This window comes from Flavobacterium maritimum (assembly GCF_040049085.1).
Lineage (GTDB): Bacteria > Bacteroidota > Bacteroidia > Flavobacteriales > Flavobacteriaceae > Flavobacterium > Flavobacterium maritimum.
The window spans coordinates 444,462-466,390 of the sequence record NZ_JBDLZY010000002.1; the positions used below are offsets into that span (position 1 = coordinate 444,462).

Here is a 21,929-nt window from a genome sequence, read left to right on the forward strand (position 1 = left end):
ACTAGAACTGACAATTAATAAAACTAGGTTTGCTTTCATTAATAAAAACAAGATGAATAAAAGAGGATATATCATTACAGGAATCGGAATTATTGTTGGTTTAATAGCAGGCTATTTATATTATCATTTTGTAGGTTGTGCTACAGGTACTTGCGCCATCACTTCCAGACCGCTTAACAGTACTTTGTACGGCGGTTTAATGGGTGGTCTTATTTTCAACATGTTTGTAAAAACTCCAAAAAAATAGAAACACCTAAACACATCTAGTGGTAAGAACCTGATATTAAAAAAAATAAAAAGTATTTCGTCCCGAAATACTTTTTTTAAGTACCTTTGTTAACCAAATGGTTAAACCATCCAGTTAAATCAAAATGACTACAGAAGAAAAAATATTTAACGCCGCCAGAATCATCTTCCAGAAGAAAGGATTTTCAGGAGCCCGAATGCAAGAAATCGCTGATGAGGCCGGAATTAACAAAGCCATGTTGCATTATTGCTTTAAAAATAAACAGCAACTTTTTGAAGCTGTTTTTATGAATGCTTTCAGCCAACTGGCGCCACAAATCAATGAGATCTTTAATTCTAATGAAACTGTTTTTGATAAAATAAGAAAGTTTACACACAGCTACATTTCATTCGTCATACATCATCCTTTTTTACCTCCATTCATTATTCAGGAAATGAATAATAATCCGGAATTTGTAATGACCTTCTTAAACCATGAAAATAAGCCCAACCCAAAGCTGTTGATTGCCCAAATTGAACAAGAAATAGAAGCGGGAATCATAAAACCAATTGCTCCAAAACAATTACTGTTAGATATTTTTTCCTTGACGGTTTTTCCTTTTGCAGCCCAAATGATGGTCAAAGGAATTTTACAGATTACTGAATCCGAATTTAACCAAATGATGGAGGAACGAAAAACCATCATTGCAGAACAAATCATTAATTCGATAAAGAAATGAACCGATTATTGCTCCTTTTTATAATTTTGCTCTTCCAATTCTCTAATGCACAGCAAAAGATAACATTGGAAGATTGCTATGCTTTGGCTAACAAAAATTATCCATTGGCCAAACAAACCCAATTACTACAAGAGAAATCAAGTTTAGAAATTGATGCCCTAAACACAGGAAAACTACCAAAAATAGACCTGAATGCACAGGCAACATATCAAAATCAGGTTACCGAAGTTCCCTCACCTCTCGTAGACCCTATCAACAAGGACCAATACAGAGCTACTTTGGATGTCAACCAATTGATATATAACGGAGGTACAATTGATGCCAACGCTAAACTCAAAGAGGCGCAAACCAAAACCCAACAACAACAGGTTGAAGTCAGTTTATATCAAATCAAAACCAAAATCAATCAATTGTATTTTTCTATTTTGTTACTACAGGAACGAAAAGCAATTTTGATTTCAAAACAGGAACAGCTTCTTTTAAAAATTAAAGAAGTCAACACGGGAATAAAATTTGGAGCCATTCTGCCAGCATCAGAGAAAGTTTTGGAAGCCGAAAATTTAAAAATCAAACAGTTACTCACTGAAATTCAATTTGACAAAAAAAGAATGTTGGAAAATTTATCCTCTCTAATTTACACTTCTTTAGATGAAAACACTTCCTTACAAAAACCAAATATTGCTGCTGACTTGACAAAAGACAATAATCGTCCGGAATTAAAATTATTCGATTTACAAAACGAACAGATTGAGGTTTCTAAAGAAGTGATTTCAAAAAATAATCTCCCAAAAGTAAACGCCTTTGGTCTGGCCGGTTACGGAAACCCAGGTTTAAATATGGTTTACAATTCGTTTGAACCCATTTTTATGGTTGGATTGCGAGCCAATTGGAATGTGTTTGACTGGAACAAATCCAAAACCGAAAAACAAGCACTTTCGATTTCAAAAGATATTGTAACAAGCGAAAAAGAAACCTTCTTGCTCAACAACAATTTGCAGTTGCAAGAAATGGAAAACGAAATAAAAAAAACAGAAGAAATCATCACTACCGACTCCGAAATTATCAATATACGAGAATATGTGGTCAAATCATCTGATGCTCAATTACGAAACGGAGTCATCACTTCCTCCGACTATTTAGTGGAACTGACCAATTTATATGAAGCCAAAACCAATCAAAAAGTTCACGAAATTCAGTTGGATTTGGCTAAAGCAAACTATCAGGTGGTAAAAGGATTCTAAACTAAAAATGATACAATTACACGCAACAATAAAAATTACAACATGAAAAAAATAATCACTTTCATACTTATCACGAGTATGATTTCCTGTAATAAAAACAACGATAAAGCCGATGGATATGGAAATTTCGAGGCAACCGAAGTTACTATTTCATCCGAAGCCAACGGGAAAATTAACTATTTAAATCTTGAAGAAGGCGATATTTTGAAACCCAATATTCAAGTAGGACTGGTCGATACCACACAACTCTATTTCAATAAACAACAATTGATTGCGTCTAAAAACACCGTTTTTTCTAAATCGAAAAATGTATTATCCCAAATCAATATTTTGAAAGAGCAACTCAAAACCACTTTGATTGAACAAAACAGAATTCAGAACATGTTTGCCGAAAACGCAGCCACCAAACGTCAGCTAGATGAAATTGTGGGGAAAGTTAGTGTACTGAATGAACAAATAAAAAGTGTGGAAACCCAAAATGCGCCTATCATAAACGAGATAAAATCGATTGATGTTCAAATCGAAAAAATTAACGATCAAATTGAAAAAAGCAAGATTATCAATCCGATCAAAGGAACTGTTTTGTCCAAATATGCGGAGCCAAATGAAGTGACCGCTTTTGGCAAACCACTTTATAAAATTGCTGATATTTCCGAAATGACTTTGCGCGTTTATATAAGTGAAACACAATTGTCTCAAATAAAAATCGGACAACAGGTTACAGTAAAAATAGACGTTGAAAAAGACATGAAGTCATACCCGGGAACAATATCTTGGATTGCTTCTTCGGCTGAGTTTACCCCAAAAATTATCCAAACCAAAGAAGAACGCGCCAATCTGGTGTATGCTGTAAAAGTAGAAGTTAAAAACGACGGTAGCTTAAAAATTGGAATGCCCGCCGAAATGTGGATTAAATAAGTATTACCCGCACTTTAAATTAAAATTGAAACTATCAGTAACGTATGAGTATCCTAGTCGAAAATATTTCCAAATCCTATGCAAAAGTCAAAGCGGTTGAAGGCATTTCTTTTGACGTAAAAGAAGGGGAATTATTTGGACTGATTGGTCCTGATGGAGCGGGAAAAACTACTATTTTCAGGATATTAACCACATTGCTTATTGCTAATGAAGGTGTAGCAACGGTGGCTGGTTTTGACGTCATAAAGGACTATAAAGCTATCCGAAATTCTGTAGGTTATATGCCTGGTAAATTTTCATTGTACCAAGATTTGTCTGTCGAAGAAAATCTAACTTTTTTTGCCACTATTTTTGGAACGACCATTCAGGAAAATTACGATTTAATCAAGGACATTTATGTTCAGATAGAACCATTCAAAAAACGAAGAGCAGGCGCACTTTCCGGCGGTATGAAACAAAAACTGGCTTTATGCTGTGCGCTGATACACAAGCCAAAAGTACTGTTTTTGGATGAACCCACTACTGGAGTAGATCCTGTTTCCAGAAAGGAATTTTGGGAAATGCTCAAGCGATTGCAACAAAAAGGAATTACAATCCTGGTTTCTACACCTTATATGGATGAAGCCGCTTTGTGTGACCGAATTGCTTTAATTCAGAAAGGAAAAATTCTAAAAATCGATACGCCTGAAAACATCATCGCCAATTATGATAAAAGAATTTTTAATGTTCGTACCAAAAACATCTATCAGCTGATTCAGGATTTAAAGCATTATCCTAGTCAATACAGCGTTTTTGCCTTTGGCGAATACATCCATTACATCGATAAAAAAGAAGATTTCAATAGCAAGGAATTACACGAATATCTCGAAAATAAAAATCATACAGAAATAGAAATTCAAATTTCACATCCAACTATAGAAGACGTTTTTATGGATTTATAAACACCCATAGATGAAACCAATTTGAATAAATATTTTAATTAATTTCAAAGAAAAACCTTTGCTACTAAGCGACTTTTCGGTAACGATTATGAATCAGGAAAAAATAATACAAGTACAAAATCTTACCAAAAAATTTGGCAATTTCACCGCTGTCAACAGCATTTCATTTGATGTACAGAAAGGAGAAATTTTTGGGTTTCTTGGTGCGAATGGCGCCGGCAAAACAACAGCTATGAAAATGCTGATCGGAATTTCAAAACCCACTTCCGGTGAAGCGAAAGTAGCAGGTTTTGATGTGAAAATCCATTCCGAAATGGTGAAGAAAAGTATTGGCTATATGAGTCAGAAATTTTCGATGTATGACGATTTGACGATCAAGGAAAACATCTCTTTTTTTGGTGGTATTTATGGTTTAAGCCGATCTCAAATAAAAGAAAAAACCATTGAATTAGTCCGTGAACTAGGACTTGAAGAAGTTGCTGACAAACTTGTGGGGGCACTCCCATTGGGATGGAAGCAGAAATTATCTTTTTCGGTAGCACTATTACATGGACCAAAAATCGTGTTTCTGGATGAACCAACAGGTGGTGTCGATCCCATAACCCGAAGACAATTCTGGGAAATGATTTATATCGAAGCCCATAAAGGAACCACAATTTTTGTAACCACGCATTATATGGACGAAGCCGAATATTGTGACCGGGTTTCCATCATGGTAGAAGGAAAAATTGAAGCTTTAGATTCTCCAAAAAACTTAAAAAAACAGTTCAATGTGGAATCGATGAATGAGGTGTTTTTAAAATTAGCCAGGAATGTGGAGTAATACTTTTAGAGAATCGATGAAGGATGAATTATGAAGGATGAATTATGAAGGATGAAAGATGAGAGACAACAACTTTAAACAAAAAACGCAATGAAAAGATTTATCGGTTTTGTCACTAAAGAATTCTATCACATATTCCGTGATAAACGTTCTATGTTCATTCTTTTTGGAATGCCCATTGTTCAAATTATGCTGTTTGGATTTGCTATTACCAACGAAATCAACAATGTAAATATTGCTATTTTGGATCTTTCAAAAGATAGTGAAACCCAAAAAATAATCAACAAAATAAATGCTTCCAAACATTTTGTTATCGAACAGGAAATTGCCAATGAAAACCAGATAGAAGCAGCCTTTAAAAAAGGAAAAGTAAAAGCGGTACTTGTTTTTGAAACCCATTTCATAAAAAACCTGCAAACAAAAAAGCTAGCCAAAGTTCAGGTAATAACTGATGCCACAGACCCAAATATTGCGAATACCATCTCCAATTACGTGAATGCTATTCTGCAAAATCACATACGGGAAATCAATACAGACATTCCATCCGATTACCAGATTCAAACTCAGACGCAATTGTATTACAATCCCGAATTAAAAAGTGTTTTCACTTTTGTTCCCGGTGTTATGACAGTAATTTTGATGCTGGTTTCGGCCATGATGACTTCAATTTCGATCACCCGGGAAAAAGAATTAGGTACCATGGAAGTCCTTTTGGTTTCTCCCTTAAAACCACTGCAGGTCATCATTGGCAAAGTATTTCCCTATATTTTTCTATCCATCATAAATGCGACAATCATATTGCTTTTAGGCGTTTTTGTTTTCAAAATGCCTATCGAAGGAAGTTTACTTTTATTGGCTTTGGAAAGTATTCTTTTCATCATCTCGGCACTTTCATTGGGAATACTAATTTCAACTATTTCTAATTCGCAACAAACCGCGATGATGCTTTCGCTTATGGGATTAATGCTTCCTGTTATCATTCTGTCAGGATTCATTTTTCCGATATCGAGCATGCCGTTACCATTACAAATTATCAGTAATATAGTTCCAGCCAAATGGTTTATCATCATCATCAAAGCCATCATGCTCAAAGGGGCTTCACTTAGCTTGATTTGGAAAGAAACGTTGATTTTACTGGGCATGACCCTATTTTTCATTGCACTGAGTACCAAAAAATATAAAATAAGATTAGAGTAGCGAAAAGAGAGAATAGACGAGAGATCACAGAGAGAAAAGATGTGGGATAATAAATAAAAAAGACAAAAGAATCCATGTAAATCAGTCTAATCCTTTTTACCTGTGGCCTAAAAACTTTGAGCCTTCGTGGCAAATAAATTTAAAAAAACTTCGCGTCTTTGCGACTTAGCGGTTAAAAAATGAGAACAATACTATTCATTATCCAAAAGGAATTCAGGCAAATCTTTAGAAATAAAGGAATGCTTCCCGTTATATTTGTTTTACCAATATTACAATTGCTGATACTGTCTAATGCCGCGAGTTTTGAAGTAAAAAACATCCAGTTTTCTTATGTTGATAACGATCATTCCATTGCTTCACGGGAATTAATTTCAAAATTTCAAGCCTCGACTTACTTTAAAGTTATCAAAAGCTTTGATTCGAAAGCGCAAGCCAATCAGGAAATGCAAAAAGGAAATGTAGATGTAATTCTCGAAATTCCAAACCATTTTGAACGCGACCTCATCAAAGAAAAGAAAACAAGTCTGTCCGTTAGTATCAATGCCATAGACGGTGCTTCCGCCGGGATCGAAAATGTTTATATCTCGCAGGTTATTACAGCATTCAATCAAAATGTACAAACAGAACTGCTTCAATATACGGACGGTACTTTTACACAGCCCCAGAATATTATTACCATTCCTTCCTTTTGGTACAATGAAACATTGAACTATAAAACCTTCATGGTCCCGGGGATTTTAGTTCTTTTGGTTACGATGCTCACCTTATTTCTGTCTGCCATGAATATCGTCAGGGAAAAAGAGATTGGAACATTAGAACAGATTAACGTTACCCCTATCAAAAAATACCAGTTCATCATTGGAAAATTATTTCCGTTTTGGGTACTGGGATTAATCATTTTGACGGTTGGTTTAACGATTGCCAAAGTTGTTTTTGATGTTCCCATACTAGGCAATATTGGTCTGATTTATCTGTTTACATCCGTCTATTTATTCGTTATATTAGGTATCGGCCTGTTCATATCCAATCATACCGAAACCCAACAACAGGCCATGTTCATAGCCTGGTTTTTTACGGTAATTTTTATCTTAATGAGTGGTCTGTTTACACCAATAGAAAGCATGCCACAATGGGCTCAAAATATAACTTTGCTTAATCCTATTCGATATTTTGTAGAAATTATGCGAATGGTATTATTGAAAGGAGCTACTTTTCAGGATATCTCTTTTCAATTTTTTGTGATTATGATGTATGCCATTATTTTAAATAGTTTAGCACTTTGGAGTTATAAAAAAGTTAATTAACTTTATCTCATTATGAAAAATACTCCGCAATACAGGCTCTCGAAATCAGAATCTTTATTTATAGAAGAGCCGTTGACCCGATTAAAAAACTTACTTTTTACGTTCAAGGTTCAGTATAACTTTATCAAGGCTTTTCGAAAAATGCACTTCATTGGTCCTTGTGTAACCATTTTTGGTTCGGCTCGATTTGGACCTGAAACAGCACATTATCAAAGTGCCGAAAAAATCGGTGCCCAAATGGCAAAATTAGGGTTTACTGTTATGACTGGTGGAGGCCCGGGAATCATGGAAGCAGCCAACAAGGGAGCCTATGAAGCCGGAGGGAATTCTGTCGGTTGTAATATTGTCCTTCCCATAGAACAGAAACCTAATCCATACCTGCACAAATGGATTTACATTCCGTATTTTTTTATTCGAAAAGTAATCCTTGTAAAATATTCTTATGCCTTTATTGTAATGCCTGGAGGAATAGGAACTTTAGACGAATTATTTGAAGCATTAACCCTGATACAAACGAAAATAATTAGTGGATTTCCTATCGTAATTTTTGATAAAGACTATCACAAAGAATTAGTCCACCACATTAGAATTATGGTAAAAAATGAAAGTATCAGTCTGGAAGACATGCAACTGCTCTTTGTAACCGATTCGGTAGAAGAACTGACGGATCATATTAAAAAATACAGCATTCAAAAATTTGGCTTGAAAAAAGAAAAACACAAACCCAAATGGTGGTTTTGGGAAATAAAAAAATAGGGTCTTTTATTTGTCACATCGAGCGAAGTCGAGATGCTTTTAACCTTTTGTTTTCACCCAATGTTCCAATACTTTTTGTAAATCGGATTGTTTAATCGGTTTCGAAATATAATCATTCATACCGCATCTTAGGCATTTCTCTTTTTCATCGATTAATATACCGGCGGTCAAGGCAATTATTGGTGTTTGCTCGGAATTGTTTAATTTCCTTATTTCCGTTGTGGTTTCATACCCATTTTTTTTAGGCATTTGAATATCCATTAATACTATATCCAATTTTTCTTTTTTAAACTGCTTAATTGCCTTTTTACCATCAGAAGCTTCAAAAATCACACAATCCGGGATGATTTTCTTGATTAGTTTTTTGGCCAAAAGCATGTTTATTTTGTTATCTTCGACTATCAATATTTTTGTCGGATTAGGATTTTCGCCAACCACTTCATTGTTTTTAGCAATTGGGTTGAAACCTAAAACTTCACTATTCTTTTGAATATGTGATTTTTTGAATTCTATTGAAAAATAAAAATCACTTCCATGTCCATAACGACTGATTACGTGTAATTTACTTTTCATTAATTCTAATAATTGATTCGAAATGGTCAGTCCCAAACCAGTTCCACCAAATTTTCGTGTAGTATTGGCATCTTCCTGAACAAATGAATTAAATATTTTTTCCTGATTATTTTTTTTAATACCAATTCCAGTATCTTTTACTGAAAATTTCAGTGTAGAAAAATCTTTATCTGAGTCGGTTTCTGTGATATCGAGATGTATGTGGCCTTCTTTGGTGAACTTCAATGCATTTCCCACCAGATTCACAATAATTTGTTTCAATCGTACTGCATCTGCAAAGATAAATTGCGGTACATTGGCATCAATACCCAAAACTAGATCAATATTTTTTAAATTAGCCTGATGCTTGAAAAGACTAATTATTTGGTGGACCAAATCAAAGAGATCTACCTCCTCAATATGTAATTCTAATTTCCCTGCTTCAATTTTTGAAAAATCTAAAATGTCATTGATTATTTCTAACAAAGTGGATGCCGATTCATTGATAATCTCCATGTACTCTGATTGAGCAGTATCGAGATTGGTTTTCATCATCAAATCCGTGAAACCAACAATCCCGTTCAAGGGTGTCCTAATTTCATGACTCATGTTGGCCAAAAAAGTCGACTTGGCTTTATTAGCAGCTTCGGCTTGTTCTTTTGCTTTTGTTAATTCTTTTTTCAAAAGCACAATTTCGGTAATATCATTAAAGCTGATAACAATTTCAATCAGCTCACCAATAGCATTCATAACCGGAAAACCATTAATCAAAAGCCAAACGATATCATTTGTTTTTGGTCGCTTAACACCTCCAATAAAATTTTTGATTGGTTTTTTATTGGCCAAAATTTGGTTCACGGGATATTTTTCGAGTGGCAAAGAAGAATAGTCTTCACTAAAAAACCTCCAATCAGAATCTACTGCAAGCTTTCCTTTTAGTTGATCTTCTGTTAATCCCATTAATTCAGAGGCCCTTGGATTGCTTATAAGAATAGAGGTATCTAATGCATGCACAATAATACCTACATCAAGATTATTTAATAGACTGCAATATCTTTCCTCACTATTAGCTTTCAAAATTTCTGGTTTTGAAAATCTTAAATCAGACGTTTCCTGCTTACTTCTAAGCAATTTATCTACTTTTCGACGAATTGTCCCTGCTCTTTCCGATTTATCTCCAGAATTATTCATAATTGAGACTCTTTTAAAACATTAGTTTTTTTCGGTATGATCTAGTCTGTCTTTATTGATTTCCTCATTCTTTTGTCTTAATAGCCTGTATTTTCATTCTATAATTAGCCATTAAAACATTGAAATTTATTGCATACTCCCCCAACCAAAAATTACCTTTTGGGTTGTTAAGACAACCATTAAAAAATAAACAATAAATTAATTTCTACTTATTTGGGGTCAATTAAAAATTTATACTATTAAACCATCTCTTGGCAATAACCTTTGGTTTATTCAAAAAAAGCATAAATTATTAAATGAAAGTGTCAATCAATCTATTTCAAATACGTTACTTTTTACTTAATTAGGTTAATGATTTAGCTGTAGGTTTGGGGCCTCTCAGTTTCTAAAACAAAATAAAACAATTCTTGATTTTATTTTAAAGAGTCAACTGAAACAGTGTCTTAAAATTACAAATAAAATTCTGTTTTGATTCATTTTTATTGCAAAACACTAAAACTAAACATTATAAATAAAAAAGTGCTATCTCCAACGTTTTAAAAAGGAAACCTAAAAAAGCTTTAAAAAAGATATTCCTGTAGCGATTACCACATCTTACAATCATACAATTAATTGATTTTTAGATATTTAAATAAAAAAAAATAAACACCTACAATTGTACTATCGGGAGCAGGAATTGCCGTCCATCTATTAAATATTAAAAATCCTTGCCAGAGGACACGGAGGCACTGGAACACAGCCACATCAATCCCATTGATGGTAGTTTACGAAGAAGCATTTCTGGAGCAATTTAGAGGTGCTTTTTCATTTTATACAGCAACTGTGACATTTGTTACTGACTACGCATTTTGTCAAATCTATCTTTGCATCATCAATTAGAGAAAAAACAATTATGAAGAAAATAAATTTATTACTGCTCTTAGGAACCCTTTCCTTTTCTGTGTTAGGATTTAGTCAGGATACCTTAACTATATCTAAAAAGGATATTTGGATGAAGGCTTCAGATAAAAACCTTCAAATCAAAATGGCCAATCAGGATTTCATGTCGGCACAAGCCGATTACAGACAATCCAATTCGCTTTTCTTACCAAATATTTCTGCCTCCCACACAGCGATTTCAACCACAAATCCTTTAATGGCTTTTGGATCCAAATTGAATCAGGAAATTTTAACAGCTTCTGATTTCAATCCGGCTTTGTTGAATGACCCGGCTGCCACACAAAATTTTGCTACCAAAATTGAAGTTTTACAGCCTTTAATCAATATTGATGGTCTATATGGCAGACAGGCCGCCAGAGCGAAAATGGATGCTTTTCAATTGCAAACTGAAAGAACCAAAGAGTATTTGGAACTGGAAGTAAACAAAGCCTTTATGCAATTGCAATTGGGATACCAAGCAGTAAAAGTTTTAGAAAAAGCGAACGAAACCGCTGATGCTAATTTGAGATTGATAGAAAACTATTTCAAACAGGGAATTCTTCAAAAAACTGATTTGCTGTCGGTACAAGTACGTGTAAATGAAATCAAAAATCAATTGCAATATGCCAAGAGCAATGTACAAAACGCATCTGATTACCTGGCTTTCCTTTTAAATGAAGACACGGCCAACAAAGTATACAAGCCATTGGAAGAACTGGAAAATACGATCGTAATCGAAAGTATCAACACCATGCTTTCTCCGAACAGAAAAGATATTCAGGCAATGGATAAATCATCTGAGGCGTATGGAAAAATGTTGCAATCGAGCAAAATGAATTTCTTGCCAAGATTGAATGCTTTTGGAAGTTATGAATTGTATGATGATACTTTATTTGGAATGGGTGCTCAGGGTTACCTTGTAGGGGCAAAATTGTCATGGGATCTTTTTGATGGTTACAAATCCATCGGAAAAATGGAAAAAGCAAAAGCGGATTTCCAAAAATCAGAAATTGAAAACCAACAATACAAAGCGCAAAGCCAATTGGATTTGAATAAAGCCAATCGTCAGTTGAAAGATGCCGAAAACAAGGTGAATCTTGCCAAATTAGCTTTAGAACAATCACAGGAAGCCTACAGAATCCGTAGCAACCGTTTCAAACAAGGATTAGAAAAAACAACTGATTTATTGCAGGCGGAAACACAAATGTCACAAAAGGAATTAGAATTTCTGCAAGCTGTTTTTGAATACAACTTTACCCAAGAATATTTACAATTTTTAACGAAATAAAAAGTCAATTGCAATGACAATATCAAAAATCAATTTCAATTTTAAAAATACTATAATGAAGAACCTTTTTTTTAAAACAACAATCATAGCTTCTCTTTTTTTATTACTAACATCCTGTAACGGAGACAAGAAAGAAGTTATCACTAAAGAACCGGCCATTCCGGTGAAAGTAGGCGGAATTTCATCGGACGACAACAATCCGTTTGTAACTGCAAGCGGGAAAATTGAAGCCGAAAACAGTGCCAATCTTAGTACCAGAATGATGGGCTATGTTACCAAGGTCCATGTTCAGGTAGGGCAAAAAGTTGGTGCCGGACAATTGTTGGTCAGCATCAATAACACCGATTTACAAGCTAAAAAAGCACAAGTGGATGCCAGTATTCTTCAGGCAACTGCGGCTTATAACAATGCCAAAAAAGATTACGATCGTTTTGTGAATTTATTCAAACAACAAAGTGCTTCACAAAAAGAACTCGATGATATGACCGCTCGTTACGAAATGGCAAAAGCAGGATTGGAAGGCGCGAAACAAATGCGAAATGAAGTCATGGCGCAATTCTCTTACTCGAACATTACAGCTCCATTTTCGGGAGTGGTTACCAACACTTTCGTAAAAGAAGGTGATATGGCAAACCCGGGAATGCCTCTAGTGAGCGTTGAAGGGGAATCAAGATTACAGGTTACGGCCATGGTTTCTGAAAATGATATCTCTTCGATCAAAAAAGGAATGCCGGTAAAAGTTTTAGTGAAATCGTCTAACGCTACCTTGGGCGGAAAAGTAAACGAAGTAAGTTTATCTGCTAAAAATACAGGAGGACAATATTTAGTAAAAATTAATTTAGATAAAACCGATAGCTCTGTCTTGTCAGGAATGTTTGTAAACGTACAATTCCCTATTGCAAACAAAACCGGAGCCACTACTACTGACCGAATTTTAGTTCCGGAAAGTGCTTTGGTAAAACAAGGACAACTAACAGGAATTTACACGATAGGAACTGGAAATGTAGCGATCTTAAGATGGTTGCGCACCGGAAAAACATTTGGTACCCAAGTAGAAGTATTATCTGGTTTATCGGCTAACGAGCAATATATTATTTCATCAGAAGGGAAATTATATAACGGAGCAACGGTTAGTATTCAGTAATCAGTTTTCAGTTTTCAGTCGCAGTTTTCAGTCTTAGAAAGCTGGCTTTAAATTTTAGTAAACAGTTTTGAGTAAACTAAATCGTGTTCAAAGAAATAATGTTAATTCCGCGTGAGGGATAGCAGTGAAAATCCTTTTTCGTCAGTTCGAGTTTCCGCTTTTTTGCGGAAGTACCGAGAACAAGAAAAAGATTGTAACGGATAGCCCGACCCGACCTTTTCGGAAGGGTCACGCCCAAATAAATAAAAGAAAATGCAAGAAGGAATTTCAGGTAAAATAGCCCATTTTTTCATCAATTCGAAACTAACCATTTTATTGATGGTGGCTTTGATGATCATTGGTGTGTACAGCTCGTTTCTTATCCCAAGGGAGGAAGAACCACAAATTAATGTTCCTATGGCCGATGTTATGGTTGGTTATCCGGGAGCGAGTCCTACGGAAGTGGAAAGTCGTGTGGCGAAACCATTGGAGAAAATTATTTCGAATATCAAAGGGGTTGAACACGTGCATACTATGGCAATGAATGGCCAGGCGATGCTAATTGTACAGTTTTATGTTGGTCAGGATGTGGAGCGTTCCTATGTAAAATTGTATGACGAATTGGCAAAACATGCAGATATGTTTCCGCAGGGTGTTTACAAACCGATGGTTAAAACCCGTTCTATTGATGATGTTCCTATGTTGGGTATCACGCTTTGGAGCGAAAAACAAGATGATTATCAGTTGCGTCAAATTGCAGAAGAGGTGACATCTGAAATTGAAAAAGTGAAAGATGTAGCGATTACCAAAGAAATTGGTGGCAGCAATCGCGAACTGAAAGTGATTTTGGATAAAGATAAAATGGCCGAAAATGGTGTAGATGCCTTGGGCATCATGCAAATGATCCAAGCCAATAACGGTAGTTCACAATCGGGAAGTTTTGTACAAAACGATCAGGAATATCTGGTTACAACCGGTCAATTTTTATCGAATGCGGATGATGTAGAAAACTTGGTCGTGGGTGTGAACAAAAACATGCCCGTTTATTTGAAACAAGTGGCAACGGTAAAAGATGGTCCATCTACGGCCAGAAGTTATGTGTCTTTTGGTTATGGTAAAGCCAATGAAAAATTCAAAACTGCGAAATCAGAATATCCTGCCGTTACCATTTCTGTTGGTAAAGTAAAAGGAGCTGATGCGATGAAAATTTCGGATAAGATTCTGGCTAAGATCGAACATTTGAAAACCAATTTAATTCCGGATGATGTTCATGTTGAAGTAACTCGAAATTATGGAGAAACCGCTTCACATAAAGTAGGTGAATTGTTATTACACTTGGGAATTGCAATTATTGCCGTTACGGTTTTAGTAATATTGGCTATGGGATGGCGCGGTGGATTGGTGGTATTCTTTTCGGTACCATTAACGTTTGCCTTAACGCTTTTTGCTTATTATTTACTGGGTTACACACTTAATAGAATTACGCTTTTTGCCTTGGTTTTTGTGGTCGGAATTGTGGTCGACGACAGTATTATTATTGCCGAAAACATGCACCGTCATTTCAAGATGAAGCGACTGCCCTTTAAACAAGCGGCTATTTATGCGATCAATGAAGTAGGGAATCCAACGATTTTAGCAACGTTTACCGTTATCGCGGCTATTTTACCAATGGCTTTTGTATCCGGAATGATGGGACCTTATATGAGTCCGATGCCAATTGGCGCTTCGATTGCGATGTTATTGTCCTTATTTGTGGCTTTGACCGTTACACCTTATTTGGGGTATCATTTGCTTCAGGAAAAAGACGAGCAGGCACATAAAGAAGCCGAAGGAATGGAAACCAGTATTATTTACAAAATATACAACAAACTGGAACGTCCTTTCTTAGAAAGCAGTATGAAAAGAAGAGTGCTGCTTGCGGTTACGGTGGTATTATTATTTGGATCTGTGTTGATGTTCTTCACCAAATCGGTGGTGGTAAAAATGCTGCCTTTTGATAACAAAAACGAGTTTCAGGTGGTGATTGACATGCCAGAAGGAACAACATTAGAACGTACATCAGCGATTACCAGAGAAATTGCCCAGTATTTATCGACCAAACCGGAAGTGGTTAATTATCAAAATTATATTGGAACATCGGCTCCAATTACTTTTAACGGTTTAGTACGTCATTACGATTTGCGTGGTGGTAGTAATATGGCTGATATTCAGGTGAATTTATTGCATAAAGAAGAACGTGATTTACAAAGTCATGATATTGCTAAAGCGATGCGTCCTGAAATTCAGAAGATTGCCAAAAAATATGGTGCGAATGTAAAATTGATTGAAGTACCTCCAGGACCTCCTGTTCTATCGACTTTGGTTGCCGAAATTTATGGCCCTGATTATAAAGAACAGATAAAAGTAGCCGATCAGGTGAAAACGATTCTGCAAAACACTTCGGATATTGTGGATATCGACTGGATGGTTGAAGACAATCAGACTGAATACAAACTAGAAGTAGATAAAGAAAAAGCGATGTTGAATGGTATTGCACCACAACAGGTAGTTGGGAATTTGACTTATTTATTGAAAGAATATCCGGTTTCTAATTTGTATGATGAAAACTCCAATGATAATGTAGGGATTGTGCTTTCGCTTGACGACAAAGACAAAACGAGTTTGCAGGACATTCAAAACCTAAAAATTAAAGGAAGTCAGGGGAATATGATTCCGGTGAGTGATTTGGTAAAAGTTAAAAATGATACTTTACAAAAAACCATTTACAGAAAAGACCAGAAACGTGTGGTTTATGTAACCGCTGATATGGCTGGAGCGTTAGAAAGTCCGGTGTACGCGATTTTGGGAATGAATGAAAAATTGGCTAAGATGAAACTGCCAGCAGGATACAAAGTCAATGAATTATACATGGAACAACCAACGGATGAAAGTGATTTCACCGTAAAATGGGATGGAGAATGGCAGATTACGCTGGAAGTGTTCCGTGATTTAGGAGTAGCGTTCATGGTGGTTATTGTAATCATTTATATGTTGATTGTCGGTTGGTTCCAAAATTTCAAAACACCAATTGTGATGATGTTGGCTATTCCGCTTTCATTAATCGGGATTGTGCTGGGACACTGGTTATTGAACGCTTATTTTACAGCGACCTCATTTATCGGAATGATTGCTTTGGCTGGTGTAATGGTGCGAAACTCGGTCTTGCTGATTGACTTTATCGAAATCCGATTAAACGATGGCGTGCCACTGAAACAAGCCATTATTGAAGCCGGAGCCGTGCGAACCACTCCTATCCTATTGACAACCGGTGCTGTAGTTATTGGAGCATCTATTATCTTGTTTGATCCAATTTTTCAGGGATTAGCTATTTCATTGGTAGCCGGAGCGATTGTTTCCACCGTATTGACCTTGCTTGTCGTGCCTTTGATTTATTACATCACAGAAAGAAAAAAATGGGAAACCACAACTGTTGCATCTGAAGAAGAAAAAGAACTATAAAAGATAAAATCTGAAAAACATGAAATTACTAATTATTGTAGCTGTAAAAGAATTTGAAAAAGACATCAAGCAAATTCTTAAAAAATCAGATGTTAAATCATTCTCCTATAAAGATGTGACGGGATACAAGGACAGTTCAGAAGATGCAATCGAGAAAAATTGGTTTGCTACCGATATGAATGAAAACGAATCGGTTCTCTTTTATGCTTTTGTAAATGATGAAAAGGTAGATTTCCTTTTTGAATTGGTTGATGGTTTTAATGCAAAGCAAGAAACGATCTCTCATATCCATGTCGCCGTTTTATGTATCGAAAAATCAAATTAATTAAAAATAAAAAAATATGAAAAATAGAATTATAAGGGCTGTTGCCGGTAGTTTCATACTAATCAGTTTACTTTTGGCCATGTATGTCAACCAAAACTGGTTGTGGTTCACCACTTTTGTGGGCGCCAATTTATTGCAATCCTCCATTACCAAATGGTGTTTGCTGGAAGACATCCTGACTAAATTTGGGGTAAAAGATTAAGTATCGCTCTTAAAGAATAAAAAAGCCGAAGCAAATGTTTCGGCTTTTTTTATACAAATTCACTACCTAAAACACAACACAAACTATTGATTTAAAACACATTAACAATAATTAGATTCCACCCCTTCATTACCCATAAAAAATACTTTAACAAAAAAATAACTAACATTTGTATATACAAATAAAAAAAGTGTTACATTTGTACCAACAAATTACATATACACAAATATGAAAATTGAAGAAATTATAAAATCAACAGTGCCGATGGATGATTCAAAAAAAATTATTCTGAATATTTTGTATACTCAAAATGTTGTGGGAGATAATTTTAATGAAATATTAAAACCTTACGACATCTCTGGTGAGCAATATAATGTCTTACGAATATTAAGAGGTCAAAAAGGCAATCCTGCCAATATGTGCATGATACAGGAACGCATGTTAGCCAAAACGAGCAACACTACCCGATTGGTTGATAAATTATTAATGAAAGAATTAGTGACTCGGAAAGTTTGCCCGGAAAACAGAAGAAAAATAGAAGTCTTGATTACCCAGAAAGGATTAGATGTTTTGAAAGAATTGGATCCAAAAATAACTGCCCATGAAGAATCTTTTTCAAAAAACTTAGATCCTGACGAAATAATTCAATTAAACCAATTATTAGAAAAATACAGAAATCAATAAATAATAAAACAAAATGAGTACATTCATAGAACATCAAAACTGGAGATATGCAACAAAGAAATTTGATACCAGCAAAAAAATCTCCGATACAGATCTTAATATATTAAAAGAAGCTATTCGATTAAGTTCTTCTTCTTACGGTCTACAACCTTATAAAGTAATCATCGTAGAAAATTCAGAATTAAGAGCCAAAATTCAGCCTGCAGCTTGGGGACAAACGCAAATTGTCGATGCTTCACACCTAATTATTTTTGCCAATGAAACTAGCATAGGAGACGATACTATTGACAGTTTTTTGAAAAATATTAGCGAAACAAGAAACACCCCGATTGAAGCTTTATCAGGTTATGGTGACTTTATGAAATCTAAAATTTCAACACTTCCATCGGAAGCAAAAAATATCTGGACATCAAAACAAACTTACTTGGCTCTGGGTAACTTACTAAATGCAGCTGCTGAATTAAAAATCGATGCTACTCCAATGGAAGGTTTTGTACCTGCTCAAGTGAACGAAATTTTAGGATTAGATAAACTAGGACTGAATGCTTCATTAATCGCCACTTTGGGATACAGACACGAAGAAGATGCAACACAGCATAACAAAAAAGTTAGAAAATCACACGAGGACTTATTTATAACATTATAAAAATTTACTAATTCAAAATTAAATATTAATCTAAATCAAATTCAAACAAATGAAAAATTTAAAAACAATTGCCTTGGCATTAGTAGTAGTTTTATCTACTTTATCTGTAACAGCACAAACTAAAAAAGTGGATGCTTCAAAAAGTACTATCAACTGGTTAGGAAAAAAAGTAACTGGACAACACAGTGGAACAGTTAATTTTAAAGATGGTGCTTTAGTTTTCAAAGGAAAAAAATTAGCTGGTGGAACTTTCACAGTTGACATGCCTTCATTAACAGCAACTGACCTTACTGGTGAATACCAAGGAAAATTAAACGGTCACTTGAAATCTGATGATTTCTTTGGAACTGAAAAATACCCAACATCTACATTAGTTTTCAAAAAAATTGCTGCTAAAGGAAAAGGTGTTTATACGGTAACAGGAGATTTAACAATAAAAGGAAAAACAAATCCAGTTACATTTGATATCGCTATAACAGGAAATACAGCTACAACAGCATTAAAAGTTGACAGAACTAAATACGATATTAAATATGGTTCTGGTAGTTTCTTTGACAACTTAGGTGACAAAGCAATCTCTGATGAATTTGAATTAACAGTAGCTCTAAAATTCTAATTTCATTCAAAACTAATTAAGCAAAGCCCAGCAAATTCTTGTTGGGCTTTGTTCTTTTAGTCTAAAAACTCCCCAAGCTCTTGTTTATCAAGGGCTTTTTTTTTATCCAGATTTTATAAAAGTAAGAACAATATCGCAATCATTGCATTTCAATAATTGATTTAATGGCTTTTACTATGTGTTAAATTTTACATACTTAACCTTATAGTAACGAATACTTAATATTCATTAATTATTCACTTAATACACGCCATGTACTTTTGAAAAATAAAATAACGAAAATACTTGCTTAAATAATCACTACTGATTGGACAGCTACAAACAAAAAGTTCCTCGTTTATTTTATCAAATCAAAACACAAAAATAAAAAATTCAATTATGAAAAAAACAGTACTTATTGCAATCATCTGTTTAATAAATGGAATAACAGTAAGCGCCCAACAACAAAAAGGAATCGTTGGTGAAGCCAATTGGTTAAAGAATTGGACAAACTTCAAACCTACAACTGCCGAATATCCCGAATCAACTAACTTATTAACCGGGGTTATCAATAGCAATCTTACACTGTATAAAAGAAACACGTACACATTAGTTGGAGTGGTATACATAACCAATAATGCAGTTTTAACTATAGAACCGGGGACTGTTATACGAGGAGATGTAGAAACATGTGGTACACTCGTTATAACTAAAGGTTCCAAAATTATGGCTGAAGGTCTAGAAACTGCACCAATCGTTTTTACTTCGAATAGAGAAGTTTCGGATAGAAAACCAGGAGACTGGGGAGGCATCATCATCCTTGGCGAAGCTCCTATAAATAAAATTGGAGGAGAAGCATTTCTGGACTTTAATCTGGATCCAATGGTTAGCCACTATGGCGGAAAAAATCAAGACAGCGATTCCGGAATATTAAAATATGTTCGTATTGAATTCTCAGGAAGAAAATTAAATGCTTTGAAAGAACTAAACGGTCTGTCATTAGCAGGTGTTGGTCGAAAAACTAAGTTTAATTTTATTCAAATCAGTTACTCCAATGACGATTCCTATGAGTGTTATGGAGGAGAAGTAAATTTTGACAATATCATTTCCTTCAGAGCAACTGATGATGATTTTGATTTTACTCAAGGTGCACAAAGCAATATCAGTAACAGTATTGCTATCCGTTATCCTTTTTCTTCAGATATTTCCGGTTCAAGATGCTTTGAAATAGATTCGTACGACAAAATTGAAAATGCTGACTTAACAAAAAAGCTGACCAAAATCACAGCCACTAATATGGCTTTGGCCAATTTAGAAGAAAACAATCAAGGCTTAGTTCGCGAGGCTATTTATGTTAAGGAAAAAAGTTACTTTAGTCTGACTAACAGTGTCGTTTCAGGATTTAAACTTTGCGCTTTATTAGAAGGCAAAATTGGTAATGTTTCAGCTAATTTGGCAAAAGTAAATTTCCAGAATGTACTCGTTAATAACTGTGCCGGCGGTATTCAAAGCGAAATAGCAACATATGACCAGGAAATAAAAAATTGGTACAGTAATGAATCTTTTTCCTTAGAATACTCTAAAATAGGCAATGCAGAATTATTTTTAGAGCCAAATCCTAAAAAAAGTCTGGACTTCAGAATGAAAGCCTATCAGGCATTAGCCATCGGAAATTAATTGCTTGATTACCTAAGAAAGGTAGTTTACAATTCTAGAGAAAGCAGAATAATGCTTTGTCAGAATTAATTCAAAGTCCTGAATAATAAAAAAATAATTATAATACACTCCAACCTTTTTATAATCGTTGGAGTTTTCTTTTTTGTTTAAAGTATCCGATTTAATCATAAAATATTTATAATTCATAAATTGAAATTCCCAATTCCTAACTATCTTTGCGCCTTCAAAAATTCCTATTATGAACATACAAAATATCCCACAAATAAAACATACTGAAAGTGGTAACTTCTTTCTGTTGGCAGGACCTTGCGCTATCGAAGGCGAAGAGATGGCTATGAGAATCGCTGAAAAATTAGTTGGTATTACCGATAAACTGGAAATCCCATACGTATTCAAAGGTTCTTTCAAGAAAGCCAATCGCTCCAGAATTGACAGTTTCTCCGGAATTGGTGACGAAAAAGCTTTAAAAATTCTTCGTAAAGTATCCGAAACTTTTGGTGTTCCAACGGTAACTGATATTCATACCAATGAAGATGCTGCCATGGCTGCGGAATATGTTGATGTATTACAAATTCCTGCATTTCTGGTTCGTCAAACTGATTTAGTGGTGGCAGCTGCCAATACCGGTAAAGTAGTGAACCTGAAAAAAGGGCAATTCATGAGCCCGGAAAGTATGAAACATGCTGTGCAAAAAGTATTGGATTGTAACAATCAAAACGTGATGATTACGGATCGTGGAACCATGTTTGGATACCAAGACATGATTGTTGATTTTAGAGGAATCCCTACTATGCAACACTATGCCACTACTGTTTTGGATGTAACACACTCTTTACAACAGCCTAACCAAACCGTTGGTGTAACCGGAGGAAGACCAGATATGATTGAAACTATCGCTAAAGCAGGAATTGCTGTTGGTGTTGACGGGATTTTCATTGAAACCCATTTTGACCCCGCTAATGCCAAAAGTGATGGAGCCAATATGTTGCATTTAGATTACTTTGAACCGTTGATGACTAAGCTAGTAGCGATCAGAAAAACAATAAACGCATTTTAAAAACATAATAGGCATAATAGCACTATTT

Annotated in this window: 20 protein-coding genes; 19 read left to right on the forward strand and 1 reads right to left on the reverse strand. The window is 35.0% G+C overall.

Translation table 11 applies throughout. The features are described 5' to 3' along the window. Positions 1–52: 52 nt before the first annotated feature. The 9 genes from ABEB23_RS05945 to ABEB23_RS05985 all read left to right on the forward strand — a co-directional run bounded on the left by ABEB23_RS05945 (position 53) and on the right by ABEB23_RS05985 (position 8,145). On the forward strand, positions 53–247 hold the full coding sequence (locus ABEB23_RS05945; protein ID WP_348811526.1) for a hypothetical protein: 195 nt from the start codon (positions 53–55) through the stop codon (positions 245–247). 124 nt (positions 248–371) lie between these two features. Beyond that, on the forward strand, positions 372–965 hold the full coding sequence (locus ABEB23_RS05950; protein WP_348811527.1) for a TetR/AcrR family transcriptional regulator: 594 nt from the start codon (positions 372–374) through the stop codon (positions 963–965). Continuing rightward, on the forward strand, positions 962–2,206 hold the full coding sequence (locus tag ABEB23_RS05955; RefSeq protein ID WP_348811529.1) for a TolC family protein: 1,245 nt from the start codon (positions 962–964) through the stop codon (positions 2,204–2,206). Before ABEB23_RS05950 ends, ABEB23_RS05955 begins: the two co-directional genes overlap by 4 nt. Positions 2,207–2,248: 42 nt before the next feature. Next, complete coding sequence (locus ABEB23_RS05960) at positions 2,249–3,124, forward strand: HlyD family secretion protein (RefSeq protein ID WP_348811530.1); 876 nt, start codon at positions 2,249–2,251, stop codon at positions 3,122–3,124. Positions 3,125–3,168: 44 nt separating this feature from the next. Next, positions 3,169–4,065: an ABC transporter ATP-binding protein gene (locus ABEB23_RS05965; RefSeq protein WP_348811531.1), complete on the forward strand. Its 897-nt coding sequence runs from the start codon at positions 3,169–3,171 to the stop codon at positions 4,063–4,065. 88 nt (positions 4,066–4,153) lie between these two features. Continuing rightward, positions 4,154–4,888: an ABC transporter ATP-binding protein gene (locus tag ABEB23_RS05970; RefSeq protein ID WP_348811882.1), complete on the forward strand. Its 735-nt coding sequence runs from the start codon at positions 4,154–4,156 to the stop codon at positions 4,886–4,888. A 90-nt stretch (positions 4,889–4,978) separates the two neighbouring features. Then, entirely contained in the window at positions 4,979–6,085 is a 1,107-nt protein-coding gene (locus ABEB23_RS05975) for an ABC transporter permease (RefSeq protein ID WP_348811532.1), read from the forward strand. Between the two features lie 179 nt (positions 6,086–6,264). Next, positions 6,265–7,389: an ABC transporter permease gene (locus ABEB23_RS05980; protein ID WP_348811533.1), complete on the forward strand. Its 1,125-nt coding sequence runs from the start codon at positions 6,265–6,267 to the stop codon at positions 7,387–7,389. Positions 7,390–7,401: 12 nt separating this feature from the next. Then, complete coding sequence (locus ABEB23_RS05985; RefSeq protein ID WP_348811534.1) at positions 7,402–8,145, forward strand: LOG family protein; 744 nt, start codon at positions 7,402–7,404, stop codon at positions 8,143–8,145. Positions 8,146–8,184: 39 nt separating this feature from the next. Here ABEB23_RS05985 and ABEB23_RS05990 read toward each other — a convergent pair whose 3' ends face one another. Beyond that, on the reverse strand, positions 8,185–9,888 hold the full coding sequence (locus ABEB23_RS05990; protein WP_348811535.1) for a response regulator: 1,704 nt from the start codon (positions 9,886–9,888) through the stop codon (positions 8,185–8,187). An 892-nt stretch (positions 9,889–10,780) separates the two neighbouring features. Between ABEB23_RS05990 and ABEB23_RS05995 the strand changes: the two genes are divergently transcribed. The 10 genes from ABEB23_RS05995 to kdsA all read left to right on the forward strand — a co-directional run bounded on the left by ABEB23_RS05995 (position 10,781) and on the right by kdsA (position 21,901). Continuing rightward, positions 10,781–12,094, forward strand: a complete 1,314-nt coding sequence (locus ABEB23_RS05995) for a TolC family protein (RefSeq protein ID WP_348811537.1) — start codon at positions 10,781–10,783, stop codon at positions 12,092–12,094. Positions 12,095–12,149: 55 nt separating this feature from the next. Further along, complete coding sequence (locus tag ABEB23_RS06000) at positions 12,150–13,238, forward strand: efflux RND transporter periplasmic adaptor subunit (RefSeq protein ID WP_348811538.1); 1,089 nt, start codon at positions 12,150–12,152, stop codon at positions 13,236–13,238. A 252-nt stretch (positions 13,239–13,490) separates the two neighbouring features. Then, positions 13,491–16,715: an efflux RND transporter permease subunit gene (locus tag ABEB23_RS06005; protein WP_348811539.1), complete on the forward strand. Its 3,225-nt coding sequence runs from the start codon at positions 13,491–13,493 to the stop codon at positions 16,713–16,715. 19 nt (positions 16,716–16,734) lie between these two features. Continuing rightward, positions 16,735–17,040: a hypothetical protein gene (locus ABEB23_RS06010; RefSeq protein WP_348811540.1), complete on the forward strand. Its 306-nt coding sequence runs from the start codon at positions 16,735–16,737 to the stop codon at positions 17,038–17,040. Positions 17,041–17,056: 16 nt separating this feature from the next. After that, positions 17,057–17,242 (forward strand): YgaP family membrane protein, encoded by a 186-nt coding sequence (locus ABEB23_RS06015; protein WP_348811541.1) that lies wholly within the window; start codon positions 17,057–17,059, stop codon positions 17,240–17,242. Positions 17,243–17,470: 228 nt separating this feature from the next. Beyond that, a complete protein-coding gene (locus ABEB23_RS06020) occupies positions 17,471–17,926 on the forward strand; it encodes a MarR family winged helix-turn-helix transcriptional regulator (RefSeq protein ID WP_348811542.1) in 456 nt (151 codons plus the stop codon). 13 nt (positions 17,927–17,939) lie between these two features. Beyond that, a complete protein-coding gene (locus tag ABEB23_RS06025; protein WP_348811543.1) occupies positions 17,940–18,572 on the forward strand; it encodes an NAD(P)H-dependent oxidoreductase in 633 nt (210 codons plus the stop codon). 49 nt (positions 18,573–18,621) lie between these two features. Continuing rightward, entirely contained in the window at positions 18,622–19,188 is a 567-nt protein-coding gene (locus ABEB23_RS06030) for a YceI family protein (protein WP_348811545.1), read from the forward strand. 378 nt (positions 19,189–19,566) lie between these two features. Further along, positions 19,567–20,844 carry a beta-helix domain-containing protein gene (locus ABEB23_RS06035; RefSeq protein WP_348811546.1) on the forward strand — a complete coding sequence of 426 codons (1,278 nt, stop codon included), beginning with the start codon at positions 19,567–19,569 and terminating at the stop codon, positions 20,842–20,844. Positions 20,845–21,082: 238 nt separating this feature from the next. Continuing rightward, positions 21,083–21,901: a 3-deoxy-8-phosphooctulonate synthase gene (gene kdsA / locus ABEB23_RS06040; RefSeq protein WP_348811547.1), complete on the forward strand. Its 819-nt coding sequence runs from the start codon at positions 21,083–21,085 to the stop codon at positions 21,899–21,901. Positions 21,902–21,929: the final 28 nt, after the last annotated feature.